Here is a 13304-nt window from a genome sequence, read left to right on the forward strand (position 1 = left end):
GGCATTTGTGGCGAGGGGATTTATCCCCGTTCGGCTGCGAAGCAGTCGCGAAATCGGTCGACGCGATCTACCTGATACACCACGACCGCTGGATTTGGGGCCGCTTCGCGACCCAACGGGGATAAATCCCCTCGCCACAAAAGCCTGCTCCCACAATGTCTGCGTCAAGGCGACTGAATATGCCCACTGCCCTTTATCGCTTCATCCTCGCCATCGCCATCTTGCTGCCGATGACCACCCACGCCGGCGACGCCGAAGACTTCGTCGCCGCCAATCCCATGCAACAAGCCAAACTGCTGGAAACCTGGGCCGCGCAGCCCGACCCGGCCCGTATCGAACTGATCAACGCGCTGCAACAAGGCCAGTTGACCATCGACGGCCAACAGAAAACCCTGCGCCTGAACAATCGCCTGCGGGGTCTGATCGACACCGCTCTGGCCAGCCACCAATTGCTCGCCGCCGACGGCAAAATCCGTCTGAGCGCCGCGCAGCAATTGCAGAAAAGCGCCAAACCGGCGCAGCTGAAATTCCTCGACCAGCAACTGGCTGGCGAAAAAGATGAAAGTGTCCACGCGGCCCTGAGCCTGGCGCTGGCCAATCTGCAACTGGTCGACGGCGATCCGGCAGTGCGACTTGCCGCAGTGCGTCTGCTAGGTGAAACCGGCGACCCGCTGGCCCGCACCCGACTCGAAGGCTTGCTCGAACCCGGAGTCGAAACCGATGCCAGCGTGCGCACCGCCGCCGAAACCAGCCTCGCCCAGGTCAAACGCAAACTGCTGATCGGCGAAGTTCTCGGGCAGGCGTTCAGCGGCATGTCGCTGGGTTCGATTCTGCTGCTCGCGGCACTCGGCTTGGCGATCACGTTCGGCCTGCTCGGCGTGATCAACATGGCCCACGGCGAGATGCTGATGCTCGGCGCCTACTCGACGTATGTGGTGCAGTTGATGTTCCAGCGCTACGCCCCACAGGCCATCGAGTTCTATCCACTGATCGCATTGCCGGTCGCATTTTTCGTCACCGCCGCGATCGGCATGGCGCTGGAGCGTACGGTAATTCGTCACCTCTACGGCCGACCGCTGGAAACCCTGCTCGCCACCTGGGGCATCAGCCTGATGCTGATTCAGTTGGTACGTTTACTGTTCGGCGCGCAGAACGTCGAAGTGGCCAACCCAGAGTGGTTGTCCGGCGGGATTCAGGTGCTGCCCAATCTGGTGCTGCCGTACAACCGCATCGTCATCATCGCTTTCGCGTTGTTTGTGGTTGTCCTCACCTGGCTGCTGCTGAACAAGACACGCCTTGGCCTCAACGTCCGAGCCGTCACCCAGAACCGTAACATGGCCGCTTGCTGCGGCGTGCCGACCGGGCGCGTCGACATGCTCGCCTTCGGTCTCGGTTCCGGCATCGCCGGACTCGGCGGTGTAGCGCTGAGCCAGATCGGCAACGTCGGCCCGGATCTGGGCCAGAGCTACATCATCGATTCGTTTTTGGTCGTGGTGCTCGGTGGTGTTGGCCAACTGGCCGGCAGCGTACTCGCGGCATTCGGCCTGGGCATCGCCAACAAGATTCTTGAACCGCAGATCGGTGCGGTGCTCGGCAAGATCCTGATCCTCGCGCTGATCATTCTGTTTATCCAGAAACGTCCGCAAGGCCTCTTCGCATTGAAAGGACGGGTGATCGACTGATGAACCAGCCCCTGCTCGTTACGGCCACGCAAAAGGCCGGCCCGAAAATCACGATTGCGGTTGGCGTCGTCATCCTCGCGTTGCTGATCGCATTACCGTTGCTGTCGCTGTTGTCACCGGACAGCGCGCTGCACGTCTCCGCTTACACCCTGACTTTGGTCGGCAAAATCCTCTGCTACGCCATCGTCGCACTCGCGCTGGATCTGGTCTGGGGTTACGCCGGTTTGCTGTCGCTGGGCCACGGTCTGTTCTTCGCCCTCGGCGGTTATGCGATGGGCATGTACCTGATGCGTCAGGCTGCCGGCGATGGCCTGCCGGCGTTCATGACGTTTCTGTCGTGGACCGAGTTGCCGTGGTACTGGACCGGCACCAGCAGCTTCCTCTGGGCCATGTGTCTGGTGGTGCTGGCGCCAGGATTGCTGGCGCTGGTGTTCGGCTTTTTCGCCTTCCGCTCGCGGATCAAAGGCGTGTACTTCTCGATCATGACCCAGGCCCTGACCTTCGCCGGCATGCTCCTGTTTTTCCGCAACGAGACCGGGTTCGGCGGCAACAACGGCTTCACCAATTTCCGCACGATTCTGGGTTTCGGCATCACTGAACCCGGCACTCGCGCGGTGCTGTTTCTGGCGACGGTTTTGTTGCTGGTGGCGAGTCTGTTTATCGGCTGGCGTCTGGCGCAGAGCAAGTTCGGTCGCGTGCTGACCGCGCTGCGCGATGCGGAAAACCGTCTGATGTTCTGCGGCTACGATCCGCGCGGTTTCAAGCTGTTTGTCTGGGTGTTGAGCGCGGTGTTGTGTGGCTTGGCCGGTGCGTTGTACGTGCCGCAGGTCGGGATCATCAACCCGAGCGAAATGTCGCCGACCAACTCGATTGAAGCGGCGGTCTGGGTCGCTCTCGGCGGACGCGGCACCTTGATCGGCCCGTTGCTGGGCGCTGGCGTGGTCAATGGCATGAAGAGCTGGTTCACCGTGGCGTTCCCTGAATATTGGCTGTTCTTCCTCGGTGCGCTGTTCATCATCGTGACCCTGTACTTGCCCAAAGGCGTGATCGGTCTGCTGAAAAAACGAGGTGAATCATGAGAGTCACGGCCAGCGCAGAATTCATGCTTGAACCCGCCTTCTTTCCTGTCGAGCCGAACAAGGACGCCGGCACCAGCCGCGATTCCATCGGCCTCGGCCAACGCGTCGGCCCGGGCCTCGATACCCGTCATGGCACGATCCTGACCCTGGAAGACATCAGCGTCAGCTTCGACGGCTTTCGCGCACTGAACAATCTCAACCTGTACATCGGCGTCGGCGAATTGCGCTGCATCATCGGCCCCAACGGTGCGGGCAAAACCACGCTGATGGACGTGATCACCGGCAAGACCCGCCCCAGCCACGGCAAGGCCTGGTTCGGTGAAACGCTGGATTTGACGCAGATGAGCGAAGTGCAGATCGCCCAGGCCGGCATCGGTCGCAAGTTTCAGAAACCCACGGTGTTCGAAGCGCCGAGCGTGTTTGAAAACCTTGAACTGGCGCAGAAAACCGACAAATCGGTGTGGGCCAGTTTGCGTGCGCGCCTGAGCGGCGAGCAGCGCGATCGCATCAGCGAAGTGCTGGACACCATTCGCCTGACCACCTCGGTCAATCGCCCGGCGGGGCTGCTGTCCCACGGCCAAAAACAATTTCTGGAAATCGGCATGTTGCTCATGCAAGACCCGCAATTGCTGCTGCTCGATGAGCCGGTGGCGGGCATGACCGATGCCGAAACCGAGTTCACGGCAGAACTGTTCAAGAGCCTGGCCGGCAAGCATTCGCTGATGGTGGTGGAGCACGACATGGGGTTTGTCGGCTCGATTGCCGACCACGTGACGGTGTTGCATCAGGGCAGCGTGCTGGCGGAAGGGTCGCTTGAGCAGGTGCAGGAAAACGAGCGGGTGATCGAAGTGTATTTAGGCCGCTAAGGTCACCCTGTAGGAGCTGCCGCAGGCTGCGATCTTTTGACTTTGCTCTTCAAAAACAAGATCAACAGATCGCAGCCTGCGGCAGCTCCTACAGGGATTTCGGGAGATTTTGGACATGCTGCAAGTCGACAAGCTGCACCAGTACTACGGCGGTAGTCACATCCTGCGTGGCCTGAGCTTTGACGTGAAGGTTGGCGAAGTCACCTGCCTGCTCGGGCGCAACGGCGTGGGCAAGACCACGCTGCTCAAGTGCCTGATGGGCCTGCTGCCGGCGAAAGAAGGCGCGGTGAATTGGGAAGGCAAACCCATCACCACGTTCAAACCGCACCAACGGGTCCACGCCGGAATTGCCTATGTGCCGCAGGGCCGGGAAATCTTCGGGCGGCTGACCGTGGAAGAAAATCTGCTGATGGGTCTGTCGCGGTTTCCCGGCAGCGAAGCGAAGGAAGTCCCTGCGTTCATCTACGAATTGTTCCCGGTGCTGCTGCAGATGAAACAGCGTCGCGGTGGTGATCTGTCCGGTGGTCAGCAACAGCAGCTCGCCATCGGCAGAGCACTGGCCAGCCGTCCGCGCCTGCTGATCCTCGACGAGCCCACCGAAGGCATTCAGCCGTCGGTGATCAAGGAGATCGGTGCGGTGATCAAGAAGCTGGCGGCGCGTGGCGACATGGCGATTCTGCTGGTGGAGCAGTTCTACGATTTCGCCGCGGAGTTGGCCGATCAGTACCTGGTGATGTCCCGAGGCGAGATCGTGCAACAGGGTCGCGGCGAAAATATGGAGGCCGAAGGTGTGCGCGGGCTAGTCACGATTTAACAATACGATCTAACCTGTAGCTTCCTAACGATAATTACAAACCATGAATTTACCCATTTCCACTGCCCTGTTTACCCCGAGCTGGCACGCTGAGCTGGAGCTGGCCTACGCGCGCTTCGGCGATTGCACGCGCCCGGTCATGCGCCGTCACCTCGGCCCGCTGCGGGTGCAAAAGCATCTGTACGCCGAAGGTCCTGAAGTGTGCCAACACATCATCGTCCACCCGCCTGGCGGGATTGCCGGCGGTGATCGGCTGGACATCAGCGCCCGCGTCGAGGCGCACGCCTGGGCGCAGATCACCAGCCCCGGCGCGGCCAAATGGTACCGCGCGGCAGGCCCTGCGTATCAGCAGCTGGACTTGAAAGTAGCTGCCGGGGCAACGCTGGAATGGTTGCCACAAGAGACCATCGTCTACAGCGCTGCGCAGGCAGAACTAACGACCTCGATCGATCTTGAAGGCGATGCGCGGTTGTTCTACTGGGACGTGGTCGCGCTGGGCCGCCCGGCCAGTGGCGAGCGCTTTGATCTGGGCCATTTTCAGAGTCATCTGGATATTCGTCGCGATGGTCGATTGCTCTGGCATGAGCGACAGCGCATTGTCGGCGGGGACGGTTTGCTTGATTCGCCCATAGGTCTGGACGGGCAACCGGTGTTTGCGACATTGCTGGTCACCGGCGAAATTGATGCTGAATTGCTGGAGCGTTGTCGTTCGCTGGGCCACGAAGTACGTGGGGATCTGACGCAGTTGCCGGGGCTATTGGTCGCTCGGTGTCTGGCCAGTGAAGCATTGCTCGCCCGGGCCTGGCTCATCGATTTATGGCGTTTGCTCAGACCCGCCCTGCTGGGTCGCGACGCCCAGCCCCCACGAATCTGGAACACCTGAAATGCATTGCGCATTTGAACCCTGAAATGCAATCCCCCTGTAGGAGCTGTCGAGTGAAACGAGGCTGCGATCCTTTGATCTTGCACTTAAAAACAAAGTCAAAAGATCGCAGCCTTCGGCAGCTCCTACAGTGCGCACGACTTAATATCTTTAACTGCCGAGATTGATTCCAAATGGACCTGACCCCACGCGAAAAAGACAAGCTGCTGATCTTCACCGCCGGCCTCGTCGCCGAGCGGCGTTTGGCTCGCGGTGTGAAGCTCAACTACCCGGAAGCCATGGCCTACATCTCCGCCGCCCTGCTCGAAGGCGCCCGTGACGGCCGCACCGTGGCCGAGCTGATGCACTTCGGCACCACCCTGCTCAGCCGCGATCAAGTGATGGAAGGCATCCCGGAAATGATCCCGGAGATTCAGGTTGAGGCAACGTTCCCCGACGGCACCAAACTGGTCACCGTCCACCAACCGATTGTCTGAGGCCGCGCCATGACTTACGCCATTCGCGATGCCCTCCACGCCGACCTGCCGGCGATCCGCGATATCTACAACGATGCCGTGCTCAACACCACGGCGATCTGGAACGAATCGGCCGTCGACCTCGGCAACCGGCAAGCGTGGTTCGCCGCACGCCAGGCTCAGGCTTACCCGATCCTGGTCATCGTCGACAGCGACAACACGGTGCTCGGCTACGCTTCGTTCGGTGACTGGCGGCCCTTCGACGGCTTCCGCCACACCGTCGAGCATTCGGTTTACGTACGCAACGACCAACGCGGCAACGGCCTCGGTCCGCAACTGATGACTGCACTGATCGAGCGCGCAAAAACCTGCGGCAAACACGTCATGGTCGCCGCCATCGAAAGCGGCAACGCCCCCTCGATTCGCCTGCACGAGCGCGCCGGTTTCCTCATCACCGGGCAGATGCCGCAAGTCGGTACCAAGTTCGGCCGCTGGCTGGACCTGACCTTCATGCAACTGACCCTCAACCCTGGCGCGGAGCCGCCCGACACCGACAAGGAGTGACACCGATGAACGCCGCCCAACTGCGCCGCGTCAACGCTGAAAGTTTTGCGCATTATCGTCAGGGCCTGATCGATCTGCTGCTTGATGCCGTGGGGTATGGCGCCAGTGTCGGCTTCATGGCCGACCTCGATGCCGCGCAGGCCCGCGCCTATTTCGATGAGGTGCAAGACAACGTCAACAAGGGCAGCGTGTTGCTTTGGGTGGTGGTCAACGACGAGCAAGTGCTGGCCAGTGTGCAGTTGGCCCTGTGCCAAAAGGCCAATGGCCTGAACCGCGCCGAAGTGCAAAAACTGCTGGTACGCGAGCAAGCGCGTCGTCGTGGTCTCGGCCAGCAATTGATGACAGCGCTGGAGCTCGAAGCGCCCAAGCACAAGCGCGGCATGCTCTACCTCGATACCGAGGCAGGCTCGCCTGCTGAAGACTTCTACAAGTCCTTGGGTTACACCCGCGCCGGGGCCATCCCCGACTACGCCTGCGATCCCCACGGCACGTATCGACCGACTGCCCTCTATTACAAAGTTCTGCAAGGAGCCCAGTGATGATTCCTGGCGAATACCAGATCCAGCCCGGCGACATTGAACTCAACGTCGGCCGCCGTACCGTCAGCCTGAAAGTCGCCAACAGCGGCGATCGGCCGATCCAGGTCGGCTCGCACTATCACTTTTTCGAAACCAACGACGCCCTGACGTTTGATCGCGCGGCCAGCCGTGGCATGCGCCTGAACATCGCGGCCGGCACAGCGGTGCGCTTCGAGCCGGGGCAAAGCCGGGAAGTCGAGCTGGTGGATTACGCCGGGCATCGGCGGGTGTTCGGTTTTGCCGGGCGGGTCATGGGTGATCTCTAAGTCATCAGGTGACTGCAAGAAAGCCATCGCGAGCAGGCTCACTCCTACATGAGACCGCGATCAAATGTAGGAGCGAGCCTGCTCGCGAAAGCGAGTAATGCGAGCGATTTCAAAACCAATTGAATCCCAAGGCGAGCACATGAAGATTTCTAAACAGGCCTACGCCGACATGTTCGGCCCCACCGTCGGCGACAAGGTGCGCCTGGCCGACACAGAGCTGTGGATCGAAGTCGAACAGGACTTCACCACTTACGGCGAGGAAGTGAAATTCGGTGGCGGCAAAGTCATCCGCGACGGTCAGGGCCAAAGCCAACTGCTGGCTGCCGAAGTCGTCGACACGCTGATCACCAATGCGCTGATCATCGATCACTGGGGCATCGTCAAGGCTGACGTTGGTCTCAAGGATGGGCGCATCGCCGCAATCGGCAAGGCCGGCAACCCGGACGTGCAGCCCAACGTGACCATCGCCATCGGCGCCAGCACCGAAGTCATTGCCGGCGAAGGCATGATCCTCACCGCGGGCGGCATCGACACGCACATCCACTTCATCTGCCCGCAGCAGATCGAAGAAGCGCTGATGAGTGGCGTCACCACCATGATCGGCGGCGGCACCGGCCCGGCCACTGGCACCAACGCCACAACCTGTACCTCCGGGCCGTGGCACCTGGCGCGCATGCTTCAGGCGGCCGACGCGTTCCCGATGAACATCGGCCTCACCGGCAAGGGCAACGCCAGCCTGCCGGAGCCGTTGATCGAGCAGGTCAAGGCCGGCGCCATCGGCCTCAAGCTACACGAAGACTGGGGCACCACCCCGGCGAGCATCGATAACTGTCTGAACGTCGCCGATCAGTACGACGTGCAGGTGGCGATCCACACCGACACGCTCAACGAATCCGGTTTTGTCGAAACCACCCTCGGCGCGTTCAAGGGCCGCACCATCCACACCTATCACACCGAAGGTGCCGGTGGCGGCCATGCGCCGGACATCATCAAGGCCTGCGGTTTCGCCAACGTGCTGCCGAGCTCGACCAATCCGACCCGACCGTTCACCCGCAATACCATCGACGAACACCTCGACATGCTGATGGTCTGCCACCACCTCGACCCGAGCATTGCCGAAGACGTGGCGTTCGCCGAAAGCCGCATTCGCCGCGAGACGATTGCCGCCGAAGACATCCTCCACGACCTCGGCGCATTCTCGATGATCAGCTCCGACAGCCAGGCCATGGGCCGCGTCGGCGAAGTCATCACGCGCACCTGGCAGACTGCCGACAAGATGAAAAAGCAGCGCGGCCCGCTGCCACAGGACGGCGCAGGCAACGACAACTTCCGCGCCAAACGCTACATCGCCAAATACACGATCAACCCGGCGATCACTCACGGTATCAGCCATGAAGTCGGCTCGATCGAAGTGGGCAAATGGGCGGATCTGGTGCTCTGGCGTCCGGCGTTTTTCGGCGTGAAACCGACGTTGATTCTCAAGGGCGGCGCCATTGCGGCAAGCCTGATGGGCGACGCCAACGCCTCGATTCCTACGCCGCAACCCGTGCATTATCGGCCGATGTTCGCCAGCTATGGCGGTTCACTGCATGCCACCAGCCTGACGTTTATCAGTCAAGCGGCGCAGGCAGCCGGGTTGCCGGAAGCCTTGGGTCTGAAAAAGAAAATCGCGGTGGTCAAAGGTTGCCGCGAGGTGCAGAAAACCGACTTGATCCACAACGATTACCTGCCAAACATCGACGTTGATCCGCAGACGTATCAGGTCAAGGCTGACGGTGTGTTGCTCTGGTGTGAGCCTGCGGAAACATTGCCGATGGCGCAGCGCTATTTCCTGTTCTGACAAAAAAGGCCCATCCGGGCCTTTTTCATTCTGTCTGTCGTACCGCTTAATCGTTCATCGCGAGCAGGCTCACTCCTACAAGGGCCTGCGTACACCAATCCCTGTAGGAGCTGTCGAAGACTGCGATCTTTTGATCCTGCTTTTAAAAAACAAGGTCAAAAGATCGCAGCCTTCGGCAGCTCCTACAGGGGCCGCGATTCGGTTATTCGACCACCAACCGTCCCAACCGCTGGCGCAACATACTGTTCTCGGCGCGCAGTTCGCGAACCTCTTCAAGCAGGTCCAGCGCCAGTGCGACGCCTTCCCATTCCAGATCGAGATCGCGCCGCAGCTTCGCGGCGCGCTTGGCCAGGGCCAGTTCGTAATCGGTGAAGCGCCATTCCCGGGGCTGCGCGCCCTGAGGTTCGAGGATGCCGTGTTCGACGATTTCGATCACGTAGACGTCCGACAAATCGGCCGCCTCGCAGAATTCTGCCATGTCCAGTTGAACGATCAGGGGGCTGCTCATGATGGGCTACTCCGTCGCTGGGTTCAGAAGTTCTCTCGCGGATTGAAAGCGGCTTTCTTCGCCAGTTCCTGCCACAGCGCCTTGACCTCGTCGTCGGCGGTCTTTGGCATGACGGCTTTGAGCTGCACGAACAGATAACCACGCTCACCGGCCTTGTTTTTCAGACCATGGCCCTTGGCGCGCATGCGCTGGCCGTTCTGGCTGCCGGCCGGCACCTTGAGGTTGATCTTGCCGGTCAGGGTCGGCACGGCCACTTCGGCACCCAGCGCCAGCTCCCACGGTGCCAAAGGCAGCGTGATGATCAGGTTCTCGCCTTCGACATCAAATTTTGGGTGCGGCGCCAAACGGATGGTCAGGTACAGATCGCCACTCGCGCCACCACCCACACCCGGTGCACCCTGGCCCTTGAGGCGGATGCGCTCGCCGTCGGTCACACCCGCAGGGATCTTCACGTTCAGGCTTTTGCTGGTGTTGCTGACGTGCTGGCCCGCCGCGTTGTATTGCGGCACCTGGAAGGTGACCTTTTTCGATTCGTTCGAAAGGGTTTCTTCGAGGAAGATCGGCAGTTCCATTTCCACGTCTTGCCCTCGGCGCCCTGCACTGCGTTGTTGCCGACCGTCACCGCCACCGAAACCGGGGCCGCGATTGCCGAAGATCGAACTGAAAAAGTCCGAGAAGTCGCCGGTGTCCTGACCGCCGCCACCAAAACCGCCACGGCTCTGCCAGCCCGGCGGTCCCTGGAACGGCTGACCGTGCTGGCCGTAGCGGCGCAGCTCGTCGTATTCGGCGCGTTTGTCGGCGCTTTTCAGCGCTTCATAGGCTTCCGACGCGTCCTTGAATTTGGACTCGGCGTCTTTTTCCTTGCTGACATCGGGGTGGTACTTGCGCGCCAGCTTGCGATAGGCAGCCTTGATGGCCTTGTCGTCTGCTGTCGGCTCCACGCCGAGTATCTTGTAATAGTCTTTGAAGTCCATTGAAGGAATCACCATCCGTTATCGATTTCGCGCCCATGCCAGCATGCGCCGATTCGCGCGTGCCGGGTTGACCGATCTCAAGTTTGTGACCGGGTGGCGCTGCAGAAGTTTATCGGCAGTGGACGGCGGTTCTTGCGACCGCCGGTGTATCTGCCGGCCCATGCCAGCAAGTTTGGGGCAAAGCTGCGAGTTTCAAGCAAGATTAGTCATCAAATAGCAGATGACCGGCCTACGAATCTGCCGCGCACTGACATACACTGCGCGGCCGTTTTTTTGACCGGAACCGAAAGACATGAAAGACGCCTCTCCAGCCCGTGCCTGCGGCATCGACTTCGGCACGTCCAACTCCACCGTCGGCTGGCTGCGCCCCGGCATGGAAACGATGATCGCGCTGGAAGACGACAAGATCACCCTGCCGTCGGTGGTCTTCTTCAACTTCGAGGAGCGCCGCCCGGTGTACGGTCGCCTGGCGCTGCACGAGTACCTGGAAGGCTACGAAGGCCGCCTGATGCGCTCGCTGAAAAGCCTGCTCGGCTCCAAGCTGATCAAGCACGACACCAGCGTCCTTGGCACGGCGATGCCGTTCAAGGACCTGCTCGGCCTGTTCATCGGCCAACTGAAGAGCCGCGCCGAAACCGCCGCCGGTCGGGAGTTCGAGCAAGTGGTGCTCGGCCGCCCGGTGTTTTTCGTCGATGACGATCCGCTGGCCGACCAGGAAGCCGAAGACACGTTGGTGGACGTGGCGAAAAAGATCGGTTTCAAAGACGTGTCGTTTCAGTACGAACCGATCGCTGCGGCCTTCGACTACGAGTCGACCATCGAAAAGGAAGAGCTGGTCCTGATCGTCGACATCGGCGGTGGTACATCCGACTTCTCGCTGGTCCGCCTGTCGCCCGAGCGTCGCGGTGTGGATAACCGCCACGACGACATTCTCGCCACCGGCGGCGTGCACATCGGCGGGACCGACTTCGACAAACAGCTGAGCCTGCAAGGCCTGATGCCGCTGTTCGGCTACGGCAGCCGCATGAAGAGCGGCGCCTACATGCCGACCAGCCATCACATGAACCTGGCAACCTGGCACACGATCAACTCGGTGTACTCGCAAAAATCGAGTCTGGCGCTGGGCAGCATGCGCTACGACATCGAAGACACGGGCGGCATTGATCGTCTGTTCAAGTTGATCGAACAACGCGCCGGGCACTGGCTGGCGATGGAAGTCGAGGAAACCAAGATCGAGCTGACCCACGCCGACAGCCGCCACGTGCCGCTGGACCGCATCGAAGCCGGGTTGAGCGTGGAGCTGACGCGGGCGTTGTTTGAATCAGCGATCGATGCCCTGCTGGAGCGGGTGCGCGGCAGCGTCACGAACCTGCTGAACGATGCCAATGTGCGCGTGGATCAAGTGGATACGGTGTTCTTCACCGGTGGTTCCAGCGGCATCCCGGCGCTGCGCAACAGCGTTTCGGCGATGTTGCCGAAAGCGCGGCACGTCGAGGGGAATATCTTCGGCAGCATTGGCAGCGGTTTGGCGATTGAGGCGATGAAGCGCTACGGCGCCATGGACTGATCAGATACCCAGTTGCGCCTATCGCTGGCAAGCCAGCTCCCACAGAACTGACACCGCTTTCGAAAGCGGCGCATGACCTGTGGGAGCTGGCTTGCCAGCGATGGCGTCAGATCAGGCAACCCAGGCCCATCGGTCAGACCATCCCGCCCAGCTTCAACTCACTCTTCAGATACGCATAATAAATCGGCCCCGCCACTACGCCCGGCAGGCCGAATGCGGCCTCGAACACCAGCATCGCCAGCAGCAATTCCCACGACTTGGCACTGATCTGCCCGCCGACAATGCGCGCGTTGAGGAAGTATTCGAGTTTGTGGATAAAAATCAGATAACCCAGTGCGGCCATCGCCACCCAGATCGACAGCGACAGGCCGACGATGGTGATCAGCGTGTTCGATATCAGGTTGCCGATCACCGGCAACAGGCCGAGCAGGAAGGTCAGGACGATCAGTGTCTTGGTCAGCGGCAAATGGACGCCGAACATCGGCAGGATCACCGCGAGGAAAATCCCGGTGAAGAAGGTGTTCAGCAGGGAGATCTTGATCTGCGCGAAAACAATGTTGCGAAAGGCCTGAACCAGCAGGTGCAGACGATCGAACAGCGCGGCCGCCAGCGGTTTGCGTTTGGTCACGTCCGGTATGCGCTGCAAGGCGATGATCGCGCCGAGCACCATGCCGATCAGCAACGTCACGAACATGTGCGCCGCATCTTTGCCCACCAGTTGCAGATCGGACAGGTGTTTGCTCATCCATTCGCCGATGGCCACACGAAATTCAGCGGCGCTGGCCGGCAAATAGGCGTCGATGAATGGCGGTAATTGACCGCGCGCACGGTCGACCACGCCCATGAATTTGTCCAGAGAGGCGCCGGGGTTTTCCGCTTCGTGCAGGAGGAAACTGATAGCCCCGGCGAAGAGCAACGCCAGCACACTGACCACCAGCGTACCGAGCAGTGCCACCGCCAGCCAGCGAGCGCGGCGACCTTCGATCAGCCGTTGCAGTTGTGGGGTGAGCATGTTGACCAGTTCGAACACCAGCAACCCGGCCAGCAGGCTGGGCAACAAGCGCAGCGGCAGGACGAGCAGCAACCCGCCGAAAATGATGATGCAACTGACCCAGAACACAACATGACGCTCAGAAAACGTTGGCATACAGCCTCAAAACGAACGGCGTAAAAGGATTGGCAGTCTGCCAGCGTTCCGGGGGGAGCACTAGGGATATGCTGGGGCAAG

Annotated in this window: 14 protein-coding genes; 11 read left to right on the top strand and 3 right to left on the bottom strand. The window is 60.8% G+C overall.

Annotated elements, in window-relative coordinates:
* Nucleotides 1–179 precede the first annotated feature (179 nt).
* The 10 genes from urtB to ureC all read left to right on the top strand — a co-directional run bounded on the left by urtB (nt 180) and on the right by ureC (nt 9027).
* Complete coding sequence (gene urtB, locus ICA16_RS17440) at nt 180–1682, top strand: urea ABC transporter permease subunit UrtB (protein ID WP_210701137.1); 1503 nt, start codon at nt 180–182, stop codon at nt 1680–1682.
* Entirely contained in the window at nt 1682–2761 is a 1080-nt protein-coding gene (urtC, locus tag ICA16_RS17445) for an urea ABC transporter permease subunit UrtC (protein WP_150602585.1), read from the top strand. Before urtB ends, urtC begins: the two co-directional genes overlap by 1 nt.
* Nucleotides 2758–3627 carry an urea ABC transporter ATP-binding protein UrtD gene (gene urtD / locus ICA16_RS17450; protein WP_210701138.1) on the top strand — a complete coding sequence of 290 codons (870 nt, stop codon included), beginning with the start codon at nt 2758–2760 and terminating at the stop codon, nt 3625–3627. Before urtC ends, urtD begins: the two co-directional genes overlap by 4 nt.
* Before the next feature lie 115 nt (nt 3628–3742).
* On the top strand, nt 3743–4441 hold the full coding sequence (gene urtE, locus ICA16_RS17455; protein ID WP_007950600.1) for an urea ABC transporter ATP-binding subunit UrtE: 699 nt from the start codon (nt 3743–3745) through the stop codon (nt 4439–4441).
* Between the two features lie 43 nt (nt 4442–4484).
* Nucleotides 4485–5324, top strand: coding sequence for an urease accessory protein UreD (locus ICA16_RS17460; protein WP_150617972.1), 840 nt, complete (start codon nt 4485–4487; stop codon nt 5322–5324).
* 173 nt (nt 5325–5497) lie between these two features.
* Entirely contained in the window at nt 5498–5800 is a 303-nt protein-coding gene (ureA, locus tag ICA16_RS17465; RefSeq protein WP_042557443.1) for an urease subunit gamma, read from the top strand.
* Nucleotides 5801–5809: 9 nt separating this feature from the next.
* A complete protein-coding gene (locus ICA16_RS17470; RefSeq protein WP_210701139.1) occupies nt 5810–6343 on the top strand; it encodes a GNAT family N-acetyltransferase in 534 nt (177 codons plus the stop codon).
* 5 nt (nt 6344–6348) lie between these two features.
* Nucleotides 6349–6882, top strand: coding sequence for a GNAT family N-acetyltransferase (locus tag ICA16_RS17475; protein ID WP_210701140.1), 534 nt, complete (start codon nt 6349–6351; stop codon nt 6880–6882).
* Nucleotides 6882–7187, top strand: coding sequence for an urease subunit beta (locus ICA16_RS17480; protein WP_150602591.1), 306 nt, complete (start codon nt 6882–6884; stop codon nt 7185–7187). Before ICA16_RS17475 ends, ICA16_RS17480 begins: the two co-directional genes overlap by 1 nt.
* 139 nt (nt 7188–7326) lie before the next feature.
* Nucleotides 7327–9027 carry an urease subunit alpha gene (ureC, locus tag ICA16_RS17485; RefSeq protein ID WP_150602592.1) on the top strand — a complete coding sequence of 567 codons (1701 nt, stop codon included), beginning with the start codon at nt 7327–7329 and terminating at the stop codon, nt 9025–9027.
* Between the two features lie 202 nt (nt 9028–9229).
* Here the strand turns inward: ureC and ICA16_RS17490 are convergent, their stop codons facing one another.
* A complete protein-coding gene (locus ICA16_RS17490; protein WP_150602593.1) occupies nt 9230–9535 on the bottom strand; it encodes a chaperone modulator CbpM in 306 nt (101 codons plus the stop codon).
* A 23-nt stretch (nt 9536–9558) separates the two neighbouring features.
* On the bottom strand, nt 9559–10509 hold the full coding sequence (locus ICA16_RS17495; RefSeq protein WP_042557436.1) for a DnaJ C-terminal domain-containing protein: 951 nt from the start codon (nt 10507–10509) through the stop codon (nt 9559–9561).
* A gap of 292 nt (nt 10510–10801) precedes the next feature.
* On the opposite strand from ICA16_RS17495, the gene ICA16_RS17500 reads away from it, so the two are divergent.
* On the top strand, nt 10802–12076 hold the full coding sequence (locus ICA16_RS17500) for an Hsp70 family protein (protein ID WP_210701141.1): 1275 nt from the start codon (nt 10802–10804) through the stop codon (nt 12074–12076).
* Between the two features lie 133 nt (nt 12077–12209).
* Here ICA16_RS17500 and ICA16_RS17505 read toward each other — a convergent pair whose 3' ends face one another.
* Nucleotides 12210–13223 (bottom strand): AI-2E family transporter, encoded by a 1014-nt coding sequence (locus ICA16_RS17505; RefSeq protein WP_150602595.1) that lies wholly within the window; start codon nt 13221–13223, stop codon nt 12210–12212.
* Between the last annotated feature and the right edge of the window lie 81 nt (nt 13224–13304).

It is taken from the genome of Pseudomonas anatoliensis, from assembly GCF_017976235.1.
Lineage (GTDB): Bacteria > Pseudomonadota > Gammaproteobacteria > Pseudomonadales > Pseudomonadaceae > Aquipseudomonas > Aquipseudomonas anatoliensis.

What these genes read in the sequence shown, in the direction of transcription:
- ICA16_RS17480 (WP_150602591.1), top strand. Translation starts at nt 6,882, where the DNA reads ATGATTCCTGGCGAATACCAGATCCAGCCCGGCGACATTGAACTCAAC.
- ICA16_RS17475 (WP_210701140.1), top strand. Translation starts at nt 6,349, where the DNA reads ATGAACGCCGCCCAACTGCGCCGCGTCAACGCTGAAAGTTTTGCGCAT.
- ureC (WP_150602592.1), top strand. Translation starts at nt 7,327, where the DNA reads ATGAAGATTTCTAAACAGGCCTACGCCGACATGTTCGGCCCCACCGTC.
- urtB (WP_210701137.1), top strand. Translation starts at nt 180, where the DNA reads ATGCCCACTGCCCTTTATCGCTTCATCCTCGCCATCGCCATCTTGCTG.
- ICA16_RS17495 (WP_042557436.1), bottom strand. Translation starts at nt 10,509, where the DNA reads ATGGACTTCAAAGACTATTACAAGATACTCGGCGTGGAGCCGACAGCA.
- ICA16_RS17460 (WP_150617972.1), top strand. Translation starts at nt 4,485, where the DNA reads ATGAATTTACCCATTTCCACTGCCCTGTTTACCCCGAGCTGGCACGCT.
- urtE (WP_007950600.1), top strand. Translation starts at nt 3,743, where the DNA reads ATGCTGCAAGTCGACAAGCTGCACCAGTACTACGGCGGTAGTCACATC.
- ICA16_RS17490 (WP_150602593.1), bottom strand. Translation starts at nt 9,535, where the DNA reads ATGAGCAGCCCCCTGATCGTTCAACTGGACATGGCAGAATTCTGCGAG.
- ICA16_RS17505 (WP_150602595.1), bottom strand. Translation starts at nt 13,223, where the DNA reads ATGCCAACGTTTTCTGAGCGTCATGTTGTGTTCTGGGTCAGTTGCATC.
- urtC (WP_150602585.1), top strand. Translation starts at nt 1,682, where the DNA reads ATGAACCAGCCCCTGCTCGTTACGGCCACGCAAAAGGCCGGCCCGAAA.
- urtD (WP_210701138.1), top strand. Translation starts at nt 2,758, where the DNA reads ATGAGAGTCACGGCCAGCGCAGAATTCATGCTTGAACCCGCCTTCTTT.
- ICA16_RS17470 (WP_210701139.1), top strand. Translation starts at nt 5,810, where the DNA reads ATGACTTACGCCATTCGCGATGCCCTCCACGCCGACCTGCCGGCGATC.
- ureA (WP_042557443.1), top strand. Translation starts at nt 5,498, where the DNA reads ATGGACCTGACCCCACGCGAAAAAGACAAGCTGCTGATCTTCACCGCC.
- ICA16_RS17500 (WP_210701141.1), top strand. Translation starts at nt 10,802, where the DNA reads ATGAAAGACGCCTCTCCAGCCCGTGCCTGCGGCATCGACTTCGGCACG.